This window comes from Enterococcus sp. DIV0236 (assembly GCF_050558525.1).
In the GTDB taxonomy this organism is placed as follows: Bacteria; Bacillota; Bacilli; order Lactobacillales; family Enterococcaceae; genus Enterococcus; species Enterococcus faecalis.
In genome coordinates this window covers 1,949,141-1,968,108 of the sequence record NZ_CP187891.1, presented here as the reverse complement: position 1 = coordinate 1,968,108, position 18,968 = coordinate 1,949,141, and the positions used below count along the sequence as shown (strand labels likewise).

Below are 18,968 nucleotides of genomic sequence, written 5' to 3'. Positions count from 1 at the left end.
AGGGGAAAAAATGAAGCGATTTTGGGCCTTTACTGCTGTTTTTTTAACAGTTCTACTCATCGGATATTTAGAGCCAGTTTTTTTCCCTGCTGAAAAACCAACCGAAACAGCTCAAAGTGGGCGCTTATCCAGCGCTCACACCGCTGTTCCTCATGAAGAATTGCCAGCTTCTGGCTACGCAGCATACATAGGGAAAGATGTGGAAACCTTTATCCGCCAGTTTGGCAATCCTAAAGAAAAAATTAAAACAGGTCGTACGTATGAATTATGGACGTTCGGTTTGACGATGAATGATTACTTAGAAGTCAACGTTCGAGAAAATAAAGTCATCGCAATTAAGGCCTTTAACAATGACAAAATGATAGAACCGTTTAAGATAGATATGAAGCTTGCTGACTTGTCTGATTTAATGACGATTTATTCGAATTTTGCATTTAATTTTCATCATGAAGCTTACGATGTCGAGCTGATGGAAGAAGATATGAACTATCGACCATTGGTTGCTTTTGATAATGGCAGTTTTGCAGTGTTATTTTTTAATCAGCGGACAGGTGGTTTGATGGCAGTTAATTATGTCAATAAAGAAACGTTGCTCACGGAAATGCCGTATCAATTAAATGAAGGTTCTCCTTTGCCAGTTGATATAACGCAGTCAATGACCTTCGATCCTGTTCAAAGTAACCAAGCGATTTATGTCATGAATCTGGTTAAACAGCAAGAAAAGCAAGCTGCTTTTTCAGTTTCCACACAAAGTCAAAAAGATGCCCAAACATTGTATCAAACGCTGGCTCATCATACACCAACAATTTTGTCGGCAAATCGACAAGCAGAATTGTTACAAACGAGAGAGGAACATACAGCCATTCATCCCTTTCATTTGACTAAGGACGAATTTTCTTTTTTAGTTAAAACGAGCAAACTTTCGCTGAGAGAACCGACAGGTATTTTCCAAGAACCTGTTTATGATAGTACCTTTACTATTTTGTCATGGTTTTCGGACCCGCAATATGATAGCTATTTTGCTGAGTCAGAAACGACAGAATTGGGCGTTGCCTTTTCCAATGAAGGTGTGTTAGTCTTATTAGAGAAACGACCAGAAAATAGGCAAATCACGGAGAGTAGTGAAAAGTTATGATTGTGACAGAACATTTATTTGCAATTGAAGATCAAACAGAATGCTTAATTTCAGCACTTTTAGAAAGTGATGCTGTTCAAAACTATAAAGAAACAAAAAAAGCTATGTATGCTTCGACGGAAGTTGCTCAGTTACAAAAAGCATTTTTAGAAGCTAAGTCAGCTTTTGAGCGAGTAGAGGCTTATGGAATTCATGCACCCGATTTTCGGGAGAAACAACGAGCCCTACGTAAAGCAAAGCGGGCGCTTGATTTAAATGAAATCGTTGCAAACTATCGTTTTGCTGAGACAAACGTTCAAACGTTGCTAGATACAATTGGTTTAAAGATTGCCCAACTAATTTCTGAAGATATTAAAGTAGATGCTGGAAATCCTTTCTTTGAACGAGGAAAGAAACATTCAGGTTGTGGAGGAAGCTGCCATGCAAGCTAAAGAAGAAAAAGAATTTACGCTTCAAGAGCGTCGTTGCCTAATTGTTTGGGTATATACATTAAAACCGTTAAAACAGTTACGCCGATATGGACTGATTCACTATGTTTCACGAAAAATGAAATATGTGGTGATTTACATGAATGAAGAAAATATTGAAAGTAACATGGAAAAAATTAATCAGTTACATTTTGTTCGTAGTGTCGATAAATCGTATCGACCAGATGTCGAAATGAATTTTGCTGAAAAAATTGGTACTAAAGCGGCTTATCAAGAACAAGAAGACGATGGCTATGTAGTAGAGGAATTATCTACAGAGATTCGCTTAGCGGAGAATGTCTAATGCAAAAGAGTGAGAAATGTTATGAGAAATTTCAAACATTTTTCACTCTTTTTGTTATAATGAATTATAAAAGAATGATTGATAAAGGAGTCGAAACAATGCGTGTTATTTCTGGAGAATATGGTGGCCGGCGCTTGAAAGCGTTAGATGGCGACAATACTAGGCCTACAACAGATAAAGTAAAAGAATCTATTTTTAATATGATTGGTCCATATTTCGATGGTGGAATGGCGCTGGATTTATATTCAGGAAGTGGCGGGTTAGCGATTGAAGCCGTTTCTCGTGGAATGGACAAAAGTATTTGTATTGAAAAGAATTTTGCTGCACTAAAAGTAATTAAAGAAAATATTGCGATTACAAAAGAACCAGAAAAATTTGAAGTTAGAAAAATGGATGCTAATCGTGCCTTAGAACAGTTTTATGAAGAGAAGCTACAATTTGATTTGGTCTTATTGGATCCGCCCTATGCCAAACAAGAAATTGTTTCACAATTAGAAAAGATGTTAGAACGGCAGTTATTAACAAACGAAGCCGTTATCGTTTGTGAAACAGATAAAACTGTCAAATTACCGGAAACGATTGGTACACTAGAAAAAACAAGAGAAACCGTTTACGGAATCACTCAAGTAACGATTTATCGTCAGGAGGCGTAAGATGCGTAAAATTGCTCTATTTCCCGGAAGTTTTGATCCGATGACAAATGGTCATTTAAATTTGATTGAACGCAGTGCGAAGTTATTTGACGAAGTCATCATTGGCGTTTTTATAAATACAAGTAAGCAAACATTATTTACGCCAGAAGAGAAAAAATATTTAATTGAAGAAGCAACTAAAGAAATGCCAAATGTGCGTGTTATCATGCAAGAAACCCAGTTAACTGTGGAAAGTGCAAAATCATTAGGGGCTAATTTTTTGATTCGTGGCATTAGAAACGTCAAAGACTACGAGTACGAGAAAGACATTGCTAAAATGAATCAACATCTGGCGCCAGAAATTGAAACGGTTTTTCTATTAGCAGAAGAACCATATGCACATGTAAGCTCCAGTTTACTAAAAGAAGTTTTACGTTTTGGAGGCGATGTGTCTGACTATCTTCCTCCCAATATTTATCATGCGTTAAAACAAAAGAAGAATGACTGGAGCTAAAATAATGAATAAAAAAACAGAAAAATTTTCGTTTAAATCACTCATTCCAATGGTATTGGCATTGCTGCTAATTGGTTTGTTTATCGTCCCAATTCCTTATTATATTGAAGGACCAGGAACGACAGAAAATTTAAAAGAGTTTGTAACTGTTGATGGAAAAAAAGATACGCAGTCTGGTGCTTTTTATTTAACAACGGTGGGCATTCGTTCGGCCACTATTTTTTCTGCCATAAAAGCAAACTTTTCGGATTTTCAAGAAGTTATGTCTAAAAAAGAATTAATGGGAGATAGTAGTAATAGCGAATATAATCGAATTCAACAATACTATATGGATTCCTCAAAAAACGCCGCAATTGAGCAAGCCTTAAAATTAGCGAAGGTTCCATATGAGATGAAATTTAAAGGCGTCTATGTGTTAGCGATGGAAGACAACTCAAGTTTTAAAGGAAAAATTGAAGTTGGCGATACCGTGACAGGCGTGGATGGTAAATCTTTTAAAAGCAGTGAAGAATTAATGAATTATATTAAAGCACAAAAAGTGAATCAAAAAGTCACTGTTCAATTTATTCAAGATGGCAAAACAAAAGAAGCGACCGGCAAATTAATTGAATTGCCAACAGATAAAAAAGCGGGGATTGGTATTGGTTTGACTGATCATACAGAAATTGATTCTTCTATCCCAGTATCTATTGAAGCGGGTGATATTGGTGGGCCATCGGCTGGTTTAATGTTTACTTTGCAGACCTATGAACAATTAAGTCATAAAGATTTACGTAAAGGTCATGAAATTGCTGGAACAGGTACGATGAACAGTCAAGGAATCGTTGGTAGAATCGGTGGCATTGACAAAAAAGTTGTAACTGCCAGTGAGAACGGCGCAGAAATTTTCTTTGCACCCGATGATGAAATAACTTCAGAAATGAAAAAAGTTGAGCCAAAAATCAAATCGAATTATCAAGAAGCACAAGAAGCTGCGAAAAAAATTGGGACAAAAATGAAAATTGTCCCAGTAAAAACGGTTCAAGATGCCTTGAACTATCTAGAGAAATTAAAATAAAAGTACGCCTGGACCAAAAATTACTAGTGATTTTTGGTCCAGGTGCATTTTTTTGTTAAAAAATGCGTAATTATATTTTGAAGGGAGGACAAACGATGGATTGGTTGAAACAGTTACCTAAAAAGTGGCTATTGCTAGGTAGTGGCGCGTCTATAGTTATTTTGATAACTCTATTAGTGGGCATTTATTTGATGGTTAATAAGGAGCCACGAGTAGACACCACAATGTGGGAGGAGACAAGTCTGACCACTACGGCAGAGGTTGCCACAGATGCCACAAAAGAAAGGGCAGAAACAATGATCTATGTTGATATTAAAGGCGCAGTGAAAGTACCAGGAATCTATCAACTAAAAAATCAGCAGCGGATTTGGGATGCTTTAGCTTTAGCTGGAGGCGTGAGCGAGGAAGCTGATACTACCCAGGTCAATTACGCTCAAAAAGTAAAAGATCAAATGATTATTTACGTGCCCAAAAAAGGAGAACCAGTGCCACAGTCATTAGAAACGTTGCAGGAATCAGCACCTGCTCAGCAAAATCAGGAGGAAAAAATCAACCTTAATACGGCAACAGAAGCAGAGCTACAAACGATTTCAGGAATCGGTGCGAAAAAAGCACAAGAGATTATTCGCTTTCGTGACGAACAAGGACCGTTTAAAACCGTCGAGGAACTGAAAAATGTTCCAGGTATTGGAGAGAAAACAGTAGAACGTTTAAAAGGCATGTTGACAGTGACTGGCTAACTTTTAACAGAAAATTCCTGAGAATTCTTGACTATGGGATGCGGATAACATACTATTTGTAATAAGATTAAATGATTTGGCAAATCGAACACAGGAGTCATTAAAAATAAAGGAGGTTTATTATGGAACGAATTCCATGGGACCAATATTTTATGGGACAAAGCGTCTTATTATCATTAAGAAGTACTTGCACACGGTTAACTGTCGGAGCAACCATTGTTCGCGACAAACGAATTATTGCAGGAGGTTATAATGGTTCAGTCAGTGGCGGAACGCATTGTATTGATGAAGGATGTTATGTTGTTGATAATCATTGCGTTCGAACAATCCACGCAGAAATGAATGCAATTTTACAATGTGCGAAGTTTGGCGTCCCTACAGAAGGGGCAGAAATTTATGTGACACATTTCCCTTGCCTGCAATGTACAAAGATGATTTTACAAGCAGGGATTAAAAAGATTTATTATTTAAAGGATTACCGTAATGATGCGTACGCCCTAAATTTAATTGAACAAGTAGGAGCCACGGTTGAAAAAGTGACTTTAGTACCAAAATATTTTGCCGAATTACAATGGGGAGAAGAATTTGCCACACTTGAGGACAATCCTTCCTCAGCTGAGGAATAATTGGTTCTTCATAGCTCTGCTGACTAGTTGTGGGCTGTGGTGTTTTTTCGCACCTAGTCTATTAGGAGCTCTTCTTTTTTCTATCACTGTTATCCGTATTGTCTGTACAAAAAGTTTTCCTGTTATATTGGGAGGTTTTTTGTGCAGTTTTTTAATAGTAGGGGGCATATTGATTTTCCAGTGGTTAAAGCCAGTCTCTTTGTTGCCTAAAGAAGTCCGCTTGTCAGGACAGCTAACGATATTACCAGATGAAATACAAGTAGATGGTGATCAAGTAAAATTTCCTGCCAATTGGATCGTAAAAGGCAAAAGGCAGAAAGTGATGGCATTTTATCAATTAAAAAGTATGAAAGAAAAACAGCAATGGCACCAACTAACCACAACCATTCAGGCAACCGCTGTAGGTATTTTAGACTCGCCCCAAGGTCAAACCAACAAAAATGGCTTCAATTATCAACTATTTTTAAAGAATCAAGGAATCGAAGCTATTTTATTCATTGAGGAGATAGGACAACCGCGTCCTTTTTTTTCTTGGCGGTTTAAAGAAATCATTAGCGTTTGGCGGAAGTGGGCGATGGTACATATTCAGAAAAATTTTGCTGATACTAGTGCAATGTATATGAATGCGTTGCTCTTAGGTTTTCGTAATGAAGAATTTGCTGAAATAAGCGATAAATTTTCAGCATTAGGCATTTTGCATCTTTTTAGTTTGTCAGGGATGCATGTTTCTTTTTTCCTTCGTTTATTTCGCTTGCTGATGCTAAGAATCGCTCGCCGAACGCAAGAAAGTTATTTTTTGTGGCAATGCGGTTTTTCTCTGATATATGCTGGTTTAACAGGATTCTCAGTTAGTGTCATGCGGGCGCTTTTACAAACAAACCTCAATACGTTCAATCGACGGTTTAATTGGCAGGTTCCGGCCCTCGATTGTTGGAGTTTAACTCTCTTAGTGCACTTGATTGTTCAGCCAACCCTCTTTTTTTCAGTCGGCGGTCAATTTAGTTATTTACTTTCCTTTGTTCTGCTGTTTTTAGAGCAAACATTGGTTGGTTATTCTTCGCCTTTCATTAAAAATTGTTTAGGCTCTTTCCTATTGGCTGTGGCTTCCTTACCTATTTTAGTCCAATCATTTTATGAATGGCCCTTGTTAGGAAGTTTCTTAACATTTCTCTTGTTACCAATTTTTGAACGGTTCTTGTTACCGCTTTTGACGTTGAGCTTTTTTCTAGTGATTATTATGCCAGCACGTTATTTAGCAGCCTTGCTCGAACCACTATTTTTAACAATGAATGGCTTATTTGAGTGGGTGCTAGTTCACTTAAATCCGAAGCTGACCATCGGCTATTTAAATTCTTGGATACAAATTAGTTTGTTATTACTAATCGGATTTTCAATGATTTATTTAGCAGACAAGTCTAAAAAAATTTTTTTCTCAATCGGACTACTAATTGTTTTGATAAATAGTAAATACCTTTCGCCAATTGGCATTGTTGCAATGATCGATGTAGGCCAAGGGGATAGTTTGTTTATCCAAGCGCCTTTTCACAGAAAAAATACACTAATCGATACAGGTGGTCGGTTGTCTTTTGACAAAGAAGCTTGGCGGCAACGGAAAAATAGTCGATCAGGAGCGGAATATTCAGTGATTCCTTTTCTCAAAAGTCAAGGGGTCAAACGTTTAGATGAAGTGATCATCACACACGCACATGAAGACCATTTTGGCGATTTATTAGCCATTGCGCAGAAGGTTCCAATTTCTGTTCTTTATTTTCCTAAAGGAGCAGCTGAAGCCAATTTTTCGTTTCGCCAAGTCTTGAAACAACTCCAAAAAAGCGGGACAGACTGTCGGCCAATTTTAGCGCCCAAGCGAATTAATGGACCCGTTTCTTTTCAAATTTTATCACCAAATAAGAGCAGTATTGGGGGCAATAATGACTCGATAGTGTTTTCCACACAATTAGGCGGACGGCATTTTTTATTTACTGGTGACTTGGAAGCCGAAGGAGAAGAACAAGTGTTGGCTCGCTATCCCCAGTTGACAATCGACATCTTGAAAGTCGGTCATCATGGTAGTAAAACGTCGTCTACTAAAAGATTTATCAAACAGCTTAATCCGCGAGAAGCATTGATTTCAGCTGGACTGAATAATCGTTTTAAACATCCTCATCAGGAGACATTAGCGACGCTGGAGGAGCAAAAAATAAATTATTATCGGACCGATCTTCAAGGAATGATTTATTATCAATGGTTACCTTGGCAAGGGCTTTCTAAAGCCAAATTTGTTAAAGAACAAGACTAGTATTTCCAGAAGTAACATGATAGGATAAACAAGAGAAACGAGAAAAGGAGCGAGCCAATGGAGTTACAAAAAGCTTTGAAAGAAGTGCGAGAGCAAAAAATCGCTCCAGTGTATTTATTAATAGGAACAGAACTTTATTTAACTGAATTATTTAAAACAACATTGATGAAAGAATTGTTGACGGAAGAGGATGATCAATTTAACTTTTTCTCATTTGATATGGAGGAAACACCTTTAAGTGCAGCGATTGCTGAAGCGGAAACAATTCCGTTTTTTGGTGATTATCGCCTTGTCTTTGTGGAAAATCCTTACTTTTTAACTGCCGAAAGAAAAACAAACGGTGTGGAACATGATGTCAATCTTTTATTGAATTATTTGGAAAGTCCATCACCAACAACTGTTCTTGTTTTTATGGCCTCATATGAAAAATTAGATGAACGCAAAAAAGTTACCAAAGCATTGAAAAAAAATGCCACAGTGGTTGACGTCAATCCAATGGATGAAAAGGCTATTCGTCAGTACATTTCTCAAACGATTGAGAGCGAAGGGTACACTATTCGCTCCGATGCTTTTGATTTATTACTTCAATTGACAGACTTGAACTTATCAAAAATTATGGGAGAATTACAGAAGCTGTATTTATATGCCCTTGAGACGAAGACAATTACACGAGGTGCGGTTCAAGAATTAGTCCCTAAGTCTTTGGAACATAATGTTTTTGACTTAACCAACGAAGTACTTTCTGGAAACAGTGAAAAAGCTGTTCAATTGTATGAAGATTTACTTTTACAAGGAGAAGAAACCATTAAGTTAAATGCAATCTTATTGAATCAGATTCGCCTTTTTCTACAAACAAAAATTTTGGCTAAGATGGGCTATCAACAAGCGAATATCGCTGATACATTAAAGGTTCATCCTTATCGAGTCAAGTTAGCGTTACAACAAGTCCGACGATTTGAATTGTCTCGATTAGAAAGACTTTATGATGAATTAGTTGAAAATGATTACCGCATGAAAACGGGCCAAATGGATAAAGAATTACTATTCCAATTATTTATTTTAAAATTGACTGCACAAGCAAAATAAGAAAATGCCAGAGGCAATCGTCATACAACGATTGTCTCTGGCACTTTCTTATTATTTAGCTCCTAATAGTTCTTCTTTTCCGTGAACAAGCTGTGTCAACATGGCACAGAAAGGTGTTGCTACGTTGTATTTTTGTCCTTTGCGCCAAACGGCACCATTGATGTAATCAATTTCTGTGAGACGATGATTTTTAATTAAATCTTGATACATAGACGGATAGTGCAAGCCAATACCGTTTGGATCATAAGTTTGAGCAATATGTGTATAGACTTCTGCTTGATCTAAATGAATGGCTTCTTTTTCTGCGACTGCTGCAAATTCACTGATTAATGTTTTAACAAGGGATTCACTAACAGGTAGTGCACCAAATTCGGCAATATTACAATCAAGGATTGTACACAAACCGTTTAGCGTGCCATTGACACAGGCTTTCCGCCAAATAGAGTAGCGAACATTGCTACTATAGCTTGGATTTAAACCAGCTTGTTGGAAGACATCAACGACTTCTAAAGCAAATTTTTTACCAGAAGGATCAATATTTTCTAATTCAATTTCGCCATCACCTAAAAGTTTAACACGTCCCGGTCCTTCTAAACCAGCTGTCCACATGGTAATGCCAACCAAGATGTTTTCTTTTGGCACATATTTTTCTAGTACATCTTCATGACCTAAGCCATTTAATAAACATAGTACATACGTTTTTTCAGTAATCATTGGTTGAATCGCTTTAAACATTGCATCTAATTGTTGTGCTTTGGTTAAAGCGATAATTAAATCTACTTGTTCATTTTGATGGTCAATTTCTTCTGGTGAGAAGATTGGTAGGTTCGCGACAACTTCTTCTCCATTAAAATCAGCGATTAAACCATTTTTACGAATAGCTTCAATGTGTGCGGGCCATTGATCGATTAAAGTTACATCATTTCCGCCTTGATGCAACATAATTCCTAAACGGCTGCCCATAGCGCCGGCACCAGCAATTGCAATTTTCATGTGTATCCATCTCCTTAAAAGTTCTTTAACCGTTATTATTATACAGCAACTTTCCTAAAAATGAATAAATGGGACTTGCAAATTTGTTATTTTTTAAATGTTTCCTAAAAAGTAAGGATTGCATCAAATGGTAAAGTAAGCTAAAGTAAAGCGTGGAAAAGTTTATAAATGAAAGTAGAGGAATCGTTAATGACGAAAGAAAAATTTTGTCGAGAATCACGAGTGATTCAAACACATCGTGTATTTCCCTTTGATTTAAATCCCTTTGGTGCACTATTTGGTGGGAAATTAATGTCTTTAATTGATGACGCCGCATCCATTTCCGTTTCACGACATTGTCGGAGAGGGGCAGTTACAGCATCTTTAGATAACTTGAATTTTTTAAAACCTTTAAAAGAAAATCACTCAGTGTGTGTTGAAACGTTTGTTTCTGGCGTGCATCATAAATCGATGGAAGTATTTGTTAAAGTTGTAGGAGAAGATTTAACAACTGGAGAGCGTTATTTAGCGGCGACTTGTTTTACAACTTTTGTAGCCATTCCGTCTCATATGAATCCCGAAAGTGACTTCCAATTAGCGGCAGTCGTCCCAGAAACTGCAGAAGAAAAGTTGATTTGTTCCAATTATGAAACGAGGCGACAACAACGTTTAGCTTTGCGAGAAGAGACTAAATTATTTAGTCAACATCTCACAACGGATTTACCGTGGATTGATTCACCTTTATAAAAAAATGTCCGAGTCTTTGTGAAAACAGACTTGGACATTTTTTGATGAAAAAAGAAGCTAACATGAATGCTAACTTCTATCTCACATTATTTAGCTAATTTGCTTAAACGAATTTTATCGCGGTTAGCTTTGTTTTTATGGATTAAACCTTTAGTTGCAGCCATATCAACAGCTTTAACAGCTTCGTTGTATAAAGCATCGACGTTATCAGCTCCAGCAGCTACAGCTTCTTCAAATTTCTTGATTGCTGTACGCATTGCGTTTGTTTGAGATGAATTTTTCGCATTCGCGTTAGCACTTGTACGTACGCGTTTGATTGCAGATTCGATATTTGGCATTTGTTTCACCTCCGATGATTTAGGTTTTACACTGGTCAGCCAATGTAATTCAACAGTAATCATTATACCTAATCCATTGTTCCATTGCAATAAAAGACGACAAGTTTTTTTCCTTAACAGACAATTTCAAGAAAAAAATAAGAAAATTTGCCAGAGCCTTAAGAAAAAAGCATACATTTTTTTTAAAACATGCTATGATAAAATAGATAAATGAAAAATGGTGGTGTCTTTGTGAGTATTGCATTATTGGTAACGATTACTTTGGTAATGGGTGTAATTTTTGTTAACGGTTGGACGGATGCGCCGAACGCAATTGCAACCGCTGTCTCGACTCGGGTGTTAAAGCCGAATGTCGCAATTTGGATGGCTGTTGTGATGAACTTTTTAGGTGCATTAGTCATGACCTTTTTTAATGCCCAAGTAGCTGAAACGATTAGCAACATTGTTAGTTTTGACGCAAATGGAAACGCTTCACAGGTGGCTTTGGCTGCTTCGCTTTTTTCAATTGTGGTTTGGGCAGTTGCTGCGTGGTATTTTGGTATTCCCACGAGTGAAAGCCATGCGTTAATTGCCGGTTTGACTGGTTCGGCTATGGCATTAGGTGGTTTGGGTGCAGTCAATGGCTCGGAATGGATCAAAGTGCTTGTTGGTCTAGTTGTTTCTACCGTTATGGGCTTTGGCGGCGGTTATTTGATTGCCAAACTTGTTGTGAAAGCTTTCTCGGCTGTGCCTAGAAGAAAAGCCAACAAATTTTTTACAGTAGGGCAAGCCTTTGGTGCAGGAGCTAATGCTTTTTTACATGGTGCGCAAGATGGGCAAAAATTTATGGGCGTGTTCATGTTAGTACTTTTTTATAATAATTTAGTCGAAAAAACAGGTGGCGGTTTTGTGATTCCGTTATGGGTTATGGTTCTGTGTTCCATTACAATGGGCATTGGAACTTCTGTGGGCGGCATGAGAATCATTAAATCAGTCGGGATGGATATGGTAAAGCTTGAACGCTATCAAGGCTTCACTGCGGATTTAAGCACGGCTATTTGTTTATTTTTAGCATCGGCTTTTGGGATTCCAGTTTCAACTACTCATACAAAAACGACAGCGATTATGGGAGTAGGTGCTTCTAAGCGAATCTCAAGTGTTGACTGGCGTATTGTGAAAGAAATGCTGATAGCATGGATTTTAACTTTCCCAGGATGTGGGCTGATCGCTTATGTGATGTCAAAATTATTTATTGCAATTTTTTAAGGAGAGAAAAACATGGCACGTAAAAAACAATTTGATTATTTTGGAGAATTAAACCAGTTAGCAACAAATGCTTATGAAGCGGCAAAGGTTTTGCAAGAAATTGTAGACAATTATTCATTAGAAAACTTAGTAAAAAAATCAGAAGCGATTCATCAATTGGAAAAAGAGAATGATGAAATTGTTCGCAAAATTTTAAATGAACTCTATATTTCCTTTATTACGCCGATTGATCGAGAAGATATTGTCGATATTACGGATCACTTAGATAACATTATCGATAGCATTAATAGTTTGTCTTATTTACTTGATCATTTAGTTGTCGAAGAAATGATTGCGCCCGCGCTAGAATTAACTGCTTATATTGTTAAAGCGACAGAAGGCGTTAAATCAGCAACGAAGGAATTTGCAAAATTTAAGAATTCTAAAACGTTAGTTTCATTGATTGATGAAGTGAATACGATTGAATCTCAAGGCGATAAATTATACAGTAGCGCCATGAAAGATTTGATGACTAACGAAAAAGATTTATTAAAAGTTATCAAGTGGAAAGATGTTTACGATCAGCTTGAGCGCACGATTAATGATTGTGAATCAGCTGTTAATATTATTGTCGGAATTGTCATCAAAAATACGTAAAGAAAAGAGGGGGGAGCTGTTGGTTAAAGTAATTATTGATGCTGATGATTTTGGGATGTCAGAAGCGATTAATCATGGTATTATCAAAAGTTATGTCGATGGGTTAACAACGTCGACACTTTTGATGCCCAATTTACCAACAGCAGAACACGCCGTTGCGTTAGCAAAAAATTATCCAGGATTATTTGTAGGTCAGCATACGAATTTTTTATTAGGGAAACCTTGTGCGGACCCATGTATGATTCCTTCACTGGTAGATGAACAAGGCAATTTTCATCGCTCTTCTTATTATCGTCAACAAAAGCAAGTAACCTTCGTATATGAAGAAGTACGACTTGAAACGATTGCGCAATTGACACGCTTTAAGGAACTAACTGGACATTATCCTGAACATTTTGATTGCCATTCGATTGGTGATGAAGTGGTTGATCAAGTATTTTTAGAATTAGCAGAAGAGTACGGACTTCATACAACCCTGAAATATAGTGGGGAAAAAGAATATCCACCGCAACAAGGTTATTTCCAGGTGACACATTTGTTAGAGTCTGGGGCGCTATCTTATATTCACGAAGGCGTATCAGTGGAGAATTTTTTAGAAGATGACTTTGGTTTATTACGGATGCCGGAATCGGCAATTGCTGAGATGCATTTTGATGTTGGGTATTTGGATCAATTTGTGTTAGATAATTCTTCATATACCACTTTACGCTGCAAAGAATTAGCAACGATTTGTGATCCTCGTGTTCGTCAGTGGTTTGAAGAACAGGGGATTGAGCGAATAACGTTTGGCGATTTAAAAAAATAAAACCGTTGCTTTCAACAGTGAAAGCAACGGTTTTATTTTTATGAGAATAACCAGTAGCCAATTAAAATCGCACCTAAAATTACACGATACCAACCGAAAACTGTAAAATCGTTTTTCTTCAAGTAATTCAATAAGAATTTAATCGCAATGATGGAAACAACGAAGGCAACAATAGAGCCAGTTAATAAAATAATGATTTCTTCTGACCCAAACGTATTTCCTTTGGCCAAGAATTTAAAGATTTTTAAAAAACTTGCTCCAAACATTACTGGAATTCCTAAGAAAAATGAAAACTCTGTTGCAACAAAACGTGAGGCCCCAATTAAGATTGCCCCTAAAATGGTCGCTCCTGAACGTGAAGTTCCTGGAATTAATGCCAGTACTTGGAAAGCACCAACGATTAAAGCGGCTTTATAAGTGAAGTCTTTTAGATTAGTACACTTCGGTGCAACATTTTTATTTCGTTTTTCAATGATAATAAAAGCAATCCCATAAACAATTAACATAATCGATACTGTTAAAAAGTTATAAAAATGTGCATCTAAATAATCATCAAATTTTAGACCAATAACTGCCGCTGGTAAACAAGCGACTAAGACTTTAGACCAAAGAATCCAAGTATCTTTTTTCTCTTCGCCATTTTTCTTCGGTGAGAAAGGATTCAATTTGTGGAAGTATAAAATAACAACCGCCATAATCGCTCCCAATTGGATAACGACGTTGAACATTTCCATAAAATCTTTACTTAGATCGAGTTTAATAAACTCATCCACTAAAATTAAATGTCCGGTACTACTAATTGGAAGCCACTCGGTAATTCCTTCGATAATACCAAGAATAATTGCTTTCCATAGGTTAGCAAAAAGCATGTCACCATTCCTTTCTGAAATAAATGCAAAATACATCAAGTATAAGTATACCCGCTGACAAAGTAAATGCCAATGCAAATTCTTATTTTAAAATAAATTTTAGAATTATACAAAGGTGCCACTTGTAATTCATGAAACTTTTTTCTATACTAGTGATACTTTAAAAAATGGGGGAAGAGAAATGTTTGGATTTTTGAAGAAAAAGAATGAAGTTGTCGAAAATAATACAATGTATGCCGTTTCTAATGGAACCGTTATCCCAATTAGTGAAGTGAATGATCCTGTTTTTTCACAAAAAATGATGGGAGATGGCTATGCAGTAGTTCCAGAAAATGGTGAAATTTATGCACCTATTGAAGGAGAAGTTTTAAGCGTTTTCCAAACAAAACATGCCATTGGTTTAAAAATGACAAACGGTCTTGAAATTTTATTACACATGGGTATCGATACGGTAGAGTTAAACGGGGCACCGTTCACTATTAAAGTGAAAGAAGGCGACCAAGTGACTGCAGATACGGTGGTCGCAATTGCTGATTTAGAAGCAATTGAAGCAGCTGGTAAAGGAACTGAAATGGTTGTCATCATTACCAACATGGATAAAGTAGCACAATTTTCGTTAGAGAAAAATGGCGTGGTTACAGCTGGTACACCAGTTGGCTCTGCCACAGCCAATTAATGCATTAGACGAGGTCGGGACAGAACCGTTTAGCTCCGAGAAATAAGAAGAAATTTTCGAAAATTGATCTTTGATTTTTGGAGAATTTCGGCTTATTTCCGAAGGAGTTGGTTCTGTTCCCGCCGTTTATCAGTTTTTGAGCGTGGAGCAAAAATCCAAAGTGATTTTTGTTCCACGCTCGTTTTTTTTTGAACAGAAATAAAATTTTATTTTGGAATTAAAAAATATTTAGAAAAATAGTTGAAATTTTATTTCAAACAAGTTATAATGAAAGCGTATTAGAGAGGAGCTAAAAAGATGTATGGTATTTCAGTTTTTCTTGGTGAAGAGATTACAAACGATACAATTATTTATATCAAAAAGATGAAAGCGCTTGGATTTGATGGTATTTTCACTTCTTTACACATTCCAGAAGATGATACTTCTCTTTATCGCCAACGCTTGACTGATTTAGGGGCAATTGCTAAGGCAGAAAAAATGAAAATTATGGTAGATATTTCAGGTGAAGCGTTAAAAAGAGCGGGTTTTTCTTTCGATGAATTAGAGCCTTTAATCGAGTTGGGCGTAACTGGCCTTCGGATGGACTACGGCATTACGATAGAACAAATGGCTCATGCTTCACATAAGATTGATATAGGATTGAATGCTAGTACCATTACACTGGAAGAAGTGGCTGAGTTAAAGGCTCACCAAGCGGACTTTTCTCGCTTAGAAGCTTGGCATAATTATTATCCAAGACCTGAAACCGGCATTGGAACAACATTTTTTAATGAAAAGAACCGCTGGCTTAAAGAATTAGGCTTACAAGTTTTTACTTTTGTGCCAGGAGATGGGCAAACAAGAGGCCCAATTTTTGCTGGTTTACCAACATTAGAAAAACATCGGGGGCAAAATCCTTTCGCCGCTGCCGTTGGTTTGATGGCTGATCCTTATGTCGATGCTGTTTATATTGGTGATCCCACAATTAGTGAGCGAACCATGGCTCAATTTGGTTATTATCACCAAACCAATCAATTTCTGTTAGAAGTAGCACCTAGCAAGAGCCGCTATTTGAAGCGAATACTTGGAACTCATACCAATCGTTTAGATGCTGCAAGAGATGTTTTGCGAAGTGAATTATCAAGAACGAGTGAAATGTTCAGAAAAGATGAAATTGCAACGATTGAGTCAGAGCAGACTAAAGCACGTCCAGTGGGAACCGTAACGATTGATAATGAAAAATATGGTCGCTATATGGGAGAAATTCAAGTCACACTTGTGGACTTGCCGAAAGATGAAAAAGTCAATACGATTACACGAATTATTGAAAAAGATCAAACGATATTGCCGTTAATCAAGGCAGGCAATCAATTTACGCTAGTCACGGAAGGAACGATAGAAAATGAATTTAGAAAACTTAACAACTGAACGTAGAAATGAAAATACAATGGGCTTAGATGAGATGAGTGTCAAAGAAGCTTTACAAAAAATGAATCAAGAAGACCAAAAAGTTGCAATGGCAGTGGGTCAAGAATTAGCAGCCATTGAACCAGTGGTAGAAGCCATCATCAAAAGCTTCAATCAAGGCGGCCGCTTGATCTACATGGGCGCTGGTACGAGTGGTCGGTTAGGTGTCTTAGATGCAGCCGAATGCGTACCAACTTTTGGCGTCGAGCCAGAGATGGTTCAAGGCCTCATCGCTGGTGGTCAAAAAGCAATGACTGTCGCAGTAGAAGGTGCTGAAGATTCAAAAGAACTAGGTCGTCAAGATTTAGTTGATCTAAAATTATCAGCAAATGACATTGTTGTCGGGATTGCAGCCAGTGGTCGGACGCCTTATGTAATTGGCGGTTTAGAATATGCTACAACGGTGGGAGCAGCTACCGCAACTGTGGCATGTAATAAAGATGCCGAAATTAGTAAGTATGCACAAATGCCGATTGAAGTAGATGCAGGACCTGAATTTTTAACAGGTTCGACTCGCTTGAAATCTGGGACAGCTCAAAAATTAATTTTAAATATGTTATCAACTATTTCCATGATTGGTATTGGGAAAGTCTACAATAACTTAATGGTTGATGTAAAACCAACCAATGAAAAATTAGTGGAGCGTTCCAAACGGATTATTATGGAAGCAACGGGTTGTAGTTATGAAGTTGCCGAACTAAAATTTGTAGAAGCAGAAGAAAATGTGAAGTTAGCAATTGTAATGATTTTAACTGATAGTACTAAAGAAGAAGCAACACAAAAATTAATTGACGGGAATCAATTTATCAAGAATACATTAAATTAAGGAATTAGGAGGGTGTTTTAACATGGCAGAAGAAAGAATTAAACGCATTGCTGATGGGATTTATAAAGAAGTTGGTGGTCAAGAAAACGTGGACAAAGTCATTCATTGTATGACTCGTGTTCGTATGGATATCCGCGATTATGACAAAGTAGATATTGAAGGATTGAAAAAAATTGATGGCGTTATGGGCGTCGTAGAAGATGATACGTTACAAGTAGTTGTTGGTCCAGGGACTGTTAACAAGGTTGCACAAGAAATGGTAGATCAAGCAGGTGTCAAATTGGGAGAACCATTTAATCATGGCACCACAACTGATGCTTCAGCAGGCAAATCTGGAAAAGATTTAGTAGAAGAAAAAGCCGCTCAAATGAAAGCACAACAAAAAGCGAAACAAAATAACACTTCACCATTTAAAAAAGTGTTAAAAGCCATTTCTAGTATCTTTGTTCCGATGATTCCTGCCTTTGTTGGGGCTGGTATTATTGGCGGGATTGCAGCTGTTATGTCTAACTTAGTTGTTGCTGGTGATATTTCAGCTTCATGGCAACAATATATTGATGTCTTAAATATCATTAAAAATGGGATTTTTGCTTATTTAGCTCTTTACACTGGGATTAACAGTGCCAGCGTTTTTGGTGCAACGCCAGCGTTGGGTGGTGTTATTGGGGCAGTCACAATGTTGACAGGAATGAATCCAGATGCTCCAATCAGTAATATTTTCACTGGGGGAACATTATCTGCAGGACAAGGCGGAATTATCGGTGTTATTTTTGCCGTATGGTTATTATCATTGTTAGAAAAACAATTGCATAAAATTGTCCCAGAATCAATTGATATTATCGTAACGCCAACCATTTCACTTTTAGTGATTGGCTTAGCAACTATTTTCTTAATCATGCCTGTAGCCGGAGCTATTTCTAATGGCTTAGTTGGTATTATCAATGTTGTCTTAGAAAAAGGTGGCATGGTTGCTGGCTTTACTCTTGGTTTAACCTTCTTGCCAATGGTAATGTTTGGTTTACATCAAATTTTGACGCCAATCCACATTGAAATGATTAATCAAACAGGGATGACTTTGTTATTACCAATTCTGGCCATGGCTGGTGCGGGACAAGTCGGTGCAGCTTTAGCATTATGGATTCGTTGTAAATCAGATAAAAAATTAGTTGAAATGATTAAAGGTGCCTTGCCAGTTGGGATTTTAGGTATTGGTGAACCATTAATCTACGGAGTTACTTTACCATTAGGACGTCCATTCATTACTGCTTGTATCGGCGGTGGTATTGGTGGTGCGGTGATTGGGGCCTTCGGTAATGTTGGTGCGATTGCTATTGGACCAAGTGGGGTGGCTTTAATTCCATTAATTGCCAACAACCAATGGCTTGCATATGTATTAGGTTTATTGGCTGCTTACGCAGGTGGTTTTGTAGCAACGTTATTCTTTGGGATTCCTAAAGATATGCAAACAACTAAATAATAAATAGAAAAAAGGAGAACTTGGCTTCTCCCTTTTTCTTTGTTAAAATTTAATTGCGTAGGAAATGGTGT

The 18,968-nt window shown here is 37.2% G+C and carries 21 protein-coding genes; 18 read left to right on the top strand and 3 right to left on the bottom strand.

Annotation, left to right across the window (positions count from 1 at the left end):
• Positions 1-10 precede the first annotated feature (10 nt).
• The 10 genes from IGK27_RS09460 to holA all read left to right on the top strand — a co-directional run bounded on the left by IGK27_RS09460 (position 11) and on the right by holA (position 8,860).
• Complete coding sequence (locus tag IGK27_RS09460; protein WP_075320304.1) at positions 11-1,135, top strand: CAP-associated domain-containing protein; 1,125 nt, start codon at positions 11-13, stop codon at positions 1,133-1,135.
• Positions 1,132-1,566, top strand: coding sequence for a YlbF family regulator (locus tag IGK27_RS09455; RefSeq protein WP_002400862.1), 435 nt, complete (start codon positions 1,132-1,134; stop codon positions 1,564-1,566). Before IGK27_RS09460 ends, IGK27_RS09455 begins: the two co-directional genes overlap by 4 nt.
• A complete protein-coding gene (locus IGK27_RS09450) occupies positions 1,556-1,906 on the top strand; it encodes a YlbG family protein (RefSeq protein WP_002359714.1) in 351 nt (116 codons plus the stop codon). The genes IGK27_RS09455 and IGK27_RS09450 overlap by 11 nt, the downstream gene beginning before the upstream one ends.
• 59 nt (positions 1,907-1,965) lie before the next feature.
• A complete protein-coding gene (gene rsmD / locus IGK27_RS09445) occupies positions 1,966-2,559 on the top strand; it encodes a 16S rRNA (guanine(966)-N(2))-methyltransferase RsmD (protein WP_002414371.1) in 594 nt (197 codons plus the stop codon).
• 1 nt (position 2,560) lies between these two features.
• The gene (gene coaD, locus IGK27_RS09440) at positions 2,561-3,052 is read left to right on the top strand and encodes a pantetheine-phosphate adenylyltransferase (RefSeq protein WP_002356693.1); all 492 of its coding nucleotides are present in this window, start codon (positions 2,561-2,563) and stop codon (positions 3,050-3,052) included.
• On the top strand, positions 3,039-4,109 hold the full coding sequence (locus IGK27_RS09435; protein ID WP_002394720.1) for a SepM family pheromone-processing serine protease: 1,071 nt from the start codon (positions 3,039-3,041) through the stop codon (positions 4,107-4,109). Before coaD ends, IGK27_RS09435 begins: the two co-directional genes overlap by 14 nt.
• Positions 4,110-4,171: 62 nt before the next feature.
• Complete coding sequence (locus IGK27_RS09430) at positions 4,172-4,849, top strand: helix-hairpin-helix domain-containing protein (protein WP_033626432.1); 678 nt, start codon at positions 4,172-4,174, stop codon at positions 4,847-4,849.
• A gap of 122 nt (positions 4,850-4,971) precedes the next feature.
• A complete protein-coding gene (locus IGK27_RS09425) occupies positions 4,972-5,475 on the top strand; it encodes a ComE operon protein 2 (RefSeq protein ID WP_002356697.1) in 504 nt (167 codons plus the stop codon).
• 34 nt (positions 5,476-5,509) lie between these two features.
• Positions 5,510-7,774 carry a DNA internalization-related competence protein ComEC/Rec2 gene (locus IGK27_RS09420; protein WP_161634191.1) on the top strand — a complete coding sequence of 755 codons (2,265 nt, stop codon included), beginning with the start codon at positions 5,510-5,512 and terminating at the stop codon, positions 7,772-7,774.
• A gap of 57 nt (positions 7,775-7,831) precedes the next feature.
• The gene (gene holA / locus IGK27_RS09415) at positions 7,832-8,860 is read left to right on the top strand and encodes a DNA polymerase III subunit delta (RefSeq protein ID WP_002364451.1); all 1,029 of its coding nucleotides are present in this window, start codon (positions 7,832-7,834) and stop codon (positions 8,858-8,860) included.
• Between the two features lie 51 nt (positions 8,861-8,911).
• On the opposite strand, the gene IGK27_RS09410 is transcribed toward holA, so the two are convergent.
• Positions 8,912-9,853 (bottom strand): 2-dehydropantoate 2-reductase, encoded by a 942-nt coding sequence (locus IGK27_RS09410; RefSeq protein WP_002415712.1) that lies wholly within the window; start codon positions 9,851-9,853, stop codon positions 8,912-8,914.
• Between the two features lie 168 nt (positions 9,854-10,021).
• Here IGK27_RS09410 and IGK27_RS09405 point away from each other — a divergent pair, with 168 nt between their 5' ends.
• The gene (locus IGK27_RS09405) at positions 10,022-10,579 is read left to right on the top strand and encodes an acyl-CoA thioesterase (RefSeq protein WP_002382741.1); all 558 of its coding nucleotides are present in this window, start codon (positions 10,022-10,024) and stop codon (positions 10,577-10,579) included.
• An 86-nt stretch (positions 10,580-10,665) separates the two neighbouring features.
• Here the strand turns inward: IGK27_RS09405 and rpsT are convergent, their stop codons facing one another.
• Complete coding sequence (gene rpsT / locus IGK27_RS09400) at positions 10,666-10,917, bottom strand: 30S ribosomal protein S20 (RefSeq protein WP_002356703.1); 252 nt, start codon at positions 10,915-10,917, stop codon at positions 10,666-10,668.
• A gap of 210 nt (positions 10,918-11,127) precedes the next feature.
• Between rpsT and IGK27_RS09395 the strand changes: the two genes are divergently transcribed.
• The 3 genes from IGK27_RS09395 to IGK27_RS09385 are packed head-to-tail and all read left to right on the top strand — an operon-like array spanning position 11,128 to position 13,603.
• Positions 11,128-12,162: an inorganic phosphate transporter gene (locus IGK27_RS09395; RefSeq protein WP_002356704.1), complete on the top strand. Its 1,035-nt coding sequence runs from the start codon at positions 11,128-11,130 to the stop codon at positions 12,160-12,162.
• Positions 12,163-12,174: 12 nt separating this feature from the next.
• Entirely contained in the window at positions 12,175-12,798 is a 624-nt protein-coding gene (locus IGK27_RS09390) for a DUF47 domain-containing protein (protein ID WP_002356705.1), read from the top strand.
• Positions 12,799-12,817: 19 nt separating this feature from the next.
• Positions 12,818-13,603 carry a ChbG/HpnK family deacetylase gene (locus tag IGK27_RS09385; RefSeq protein WP_002374323.1) on the top strand — a complete coding sequence of 262 codons (786 nt, stop codon included), beginning with the start codon at positions 12,818-12,820 and terminating at the stop codon, positions 13,601-13,603.
• A gap of 38 nt (positions 13,604-13,641) precedes the next feature.
• Here IGK27_RS09385 and IGK27_RS09380 read toward each other — a convergent pair whose 3' ends face one another.
• Positions 13,642-14,472, bottom strand: coding sequence for an undecaprenyl-diphosphate phosphatase (locus IGK27_RS09380; RefSeq protein ID WP_002356708.1), 831 nt, complete (start codon positions 14,470-14,472; stop codon positions 13,642-13,644).
• 115 nt (positions 14,473-14,587) lie between these two features.
• Between IGK27_RS09380 and IGK27_RS09375 the strand changes: the two genes are divergently transcribed.
• The 4 genes from IGK27_RS09375 to IGK27_RS09360 all read left to right on the top strand — a co-directional run bounded on the left by IGK27_RS09375 (position 14,588) and on the right by IGK27_RS09360 (position 18,897).
• The gene (locus tag IGK27_RS09375) at positions 14,588-15,148 is read left to right on the top strand and encodes a PTS sugar transporter subunit IIA (protein WP_033626430.1); all 561 of its coding nucleotides are present in this window, start codon (positions 14,588-14,590) and stop codon (positions 15,146-15,148) included.
• A 297-nt stretch (positions 15,149-15,445) separates the two neighbouring features.
• Positions 15,446-16,555 carry a DUF871 domain-containing protein gene (locus tag IGK27_RS09370; RefSeq protein ID WP_010709748.1) on the top strand — a complete coding sequence of 370 codons (1,110 nt, stop codon included), beginning with the start codon at positions 15,446-15,448 and terminating at the stop codon, positions 16,553-16,555.
• On the top strand, positions 16,530-17,420 hold the full coding sequence (gene murQ, locus IGK27_RS09365; RefSeq protein ID WP_002362196.1) for an N-acetylmuramic acid 6-phosphate etherase: 891 nt from the start codon (positions 16,530-16,532) through the stop codon (positions 17,418-17,420). The genes IGK27_RS09370 and murQ overlap by 26 nt, the downstream gene beginning before the upstream one ends.
• A gap of 22 nt (positions 17,421-17,442) precedes the next feature.
• A complete protein-coding gene (locus IGK27_RS09360; RefSeq protein ID WP_002362674.1) occupies positions 17,443-18,897 on the top strand; it encodes a PTS transporter subunit EIIC in 1,455 nt (484 codons plus the stop codon).
• Positions 18,898-18,968: the final 71 nt, after the last annotated feature.

Excerpts from the sequence above, each read along its gene's own strand:
- IGK27_RS09460 (WP_075320304.1), top strand. The coding sequence starts at position 11 with ATGAAGCGATTTTGGGCCTTTACTGCTGTTTTTTTAACAGTTCTACTC.
- IGK27_RS09455 (WP_002400862.1), top strand. The coding sequence starts at position 1,132 with ATGATTGTGACAGAACATTTATTTGCAATTGAAGATCAAACAGAATGC.
- IGK27_RS09450 (WP_002359714.1), top strand. The coding sequence starts at position 1,556 with ATGCAAGCTAAAGAAGAAAAAGAATTTACGCTTCAAGAGCGTCGTTGC.
- rsmD (WP_002414371.1), top strand. The coding sequence starts at position 1,966 with ATGAATTATAAAAGAATGATTGATAAAGGAGTCGAAACAATGCGTGTT.
- coaD (WP_002356693.1), top strand. The coding sequence starts at position 2,561 with ATGCGTAAAATTGCTCTATTTCCCGGAAGTTTTGATCCGATGACAAAT.
- IGK27_RS09435 (WP_002394720.1), top strand. The coding sequence starts at position 3,039 with ATGACTGGAGCTAAAATAATGAATAAAAAAACAGAAAAATTTTCGTTT.
- IGK27_RS09430 (WP_033626432.1), top strand. The coding sequence starts at position 4,172 with ATGCGTAATTATATTTTGAAGGGAGGACAAACGATGGATTGGTTGAAA.
- IGK27_RS09425 (WP_002356697.1), top strand. The coding sequence starts at position 4,972 with ATGGAACGAATTCCATGGGACCAATATTTTATGGGACAAAGCGTCTTA.
- holA (WP_002364451.1), top strand. The coding sequence starts at position 7,832 with ATGGAGTTACAAAAAGCTTTGAAAGAAGTGCGAGAGCAAAAAATCGCT.
- IGK27_RS09410 (WP_002415712.1), bottom strand. The coding sequence starts at position 9,853 with ATGAAAATTGCAATTGCTGGTGCCGGCGCTATGGGCAGCCGTTTAGGA.
- IGK27_RS09405 (WP_002382741.1), top strand. The coding sequence starts at position 10,022 with ATGAAAGTAGAGGAATCGTTAATGACGAAAGAAAAATTTTGTCGAGAA.
- rpsT (WP_002356703.1), bottom strand. The coding sequence starts at position 10,917 with ATGCCAAATATCGAATCTGCAATCAAACGCGTACGTACAAGTGCTAAC.
- IGK27_RS09395 (WP_002356704.1), top strand. The coding sequence starts at position 11,128 with ATGAAAAATGGTGGTGTCTTTGTGAGTATTGCATTATTGGTAACGATT.
- IGK27_RS09390 (WP_002356705.1), top strand. The coding sequence starts at position 12,175 with ATGGCACGTAAAAAACAATTTGATTATTTTGGAGAATTAAACCAGTTA.
- IGK27_RS09380 (WP_002356708.1), bottom strand. The coding sequence starts at position 14,472 with ATGCTTTTTGCTAACCTATGGAAAGCAATTATTCTTGGTATTATCGAA.
- IGK27_RS09370 (WP_010709748.1), top strand. The coding sequence starts at position 15,446 with ATGTATGGTATTTCAGTTTTTCTTGGTGAAGAGATTACAAACGATACA.
- murQ (WP_002362196.1), top strand. The coding sequence starts at position 16,530 with ATGAATTTAGAAAACTTAACAACTGAACGTAGAAATGAAAATACAATG.
- IGK27_RS09360 (WP_002362674.1), top strand. The coding sequence starts at position 17,443 with ATGGCAGAAGAAAGAATTAAACGCATTGCTGATGGGATTTATAAAGAA.